1 pseudogene (running past one end of the window) is annotated in these 941 nt (G+C 58.9%); it reads right to left on the minus strand.

Annotated features, from left to right (window positions below):
• Window positions 1–941, minus strand: a pseudogene (locus A2Z13_03915) (hypothetical protein); it reaches 76 nt to the left of the window's first position.

The following is a 941-nucleotide window of genomic DNA, read 5'->3' on the forward strand; positions in this document are numbered from 1 at the left end:
CCGAACTGGGTGAAGTCATTCTTCCCGAAGAAGACGTTGGCCCCCGACGCGACGGACAGCCGGTCGGTGATCTTGTAGGAGATTTGGGGATTGACCATGCCGTCCTCGTCCGAAGGGCTGTAAAAAACGATTAAGGAAAGCTCCACCGTCTGGTAGCGGAGCAACCGGGTCAAGCGCAGGAAGAGAAGGTGACGATATTCCTTCTTTTCCGGCGCTCCGGGGGGGAGAGAAGCCTTATATGCCCCGTAACCCAGCATCTGCTCCAGATAATATTGGGCGCGGACGGTAAAATCGGTCCGGAGCTCCCGCTCGTAGCCCAGCAGGTACCTCAGGGAAGAATTTTCGATCAAGGGATTCGTTCCCGGCCTGTCCTCCCGGGAATCGAAATAACCGAATTCGAAACTCGCGACGCCCTGAAGGAAGGGCCCCCGCATGCTGGCACCGTAAACCGACAGCTTCGGGTAGAAGAGCGTCCCGTCGGCCGGATCCATGCCCGCAGGCTCCTTGAAGAAGCCGCGAAATCCGTAGAGGGTGCCCTCGTAACTTCCGAAGGTCCGATAAAGCCTTAAGGCGAGTTCGGTATTCGCCGGGGTTGCGGTGGGCTTCCTCATGGACAGGCTCTCGCCGGGGGCCGCAATCCGGTTGGTAAACGGGTTGAAGAAGGAAAGCAGCTCTCCTTGCGGAACTTCACTCGGTGTGAAATGAGGAACGGCGACAAGATCCAGGGAGAAGGGGCCGGGATACAGGCTGAACTTCACCGCGTCGCTACCAACCTTCAGGTATTCCAGGCTCCTCCCGATGAAAAACGAAACGAAGTCCTTGGGGAACAGGTCGTTGATGAAGAGCAGGTCGCCCGTCCCCCAGGTGAGGATCTGCCGCCCGGCGCGGATGTCGATGACCTGCGCGGGAGAAACGTCCAGGTAGAACTCCCGGAGGTCCGC

It is taken from the genome of Deltaproteobacteria bacterium RBG_16_64_85 (genome assembly GCA_001798885.1).
Classification (GTDB): domain Bacteria; phylum Desulfobacterota; class Deferrimicrobia; order Deferrimicrobiales; family Deferrimicrobiaceae; genus FEB-35.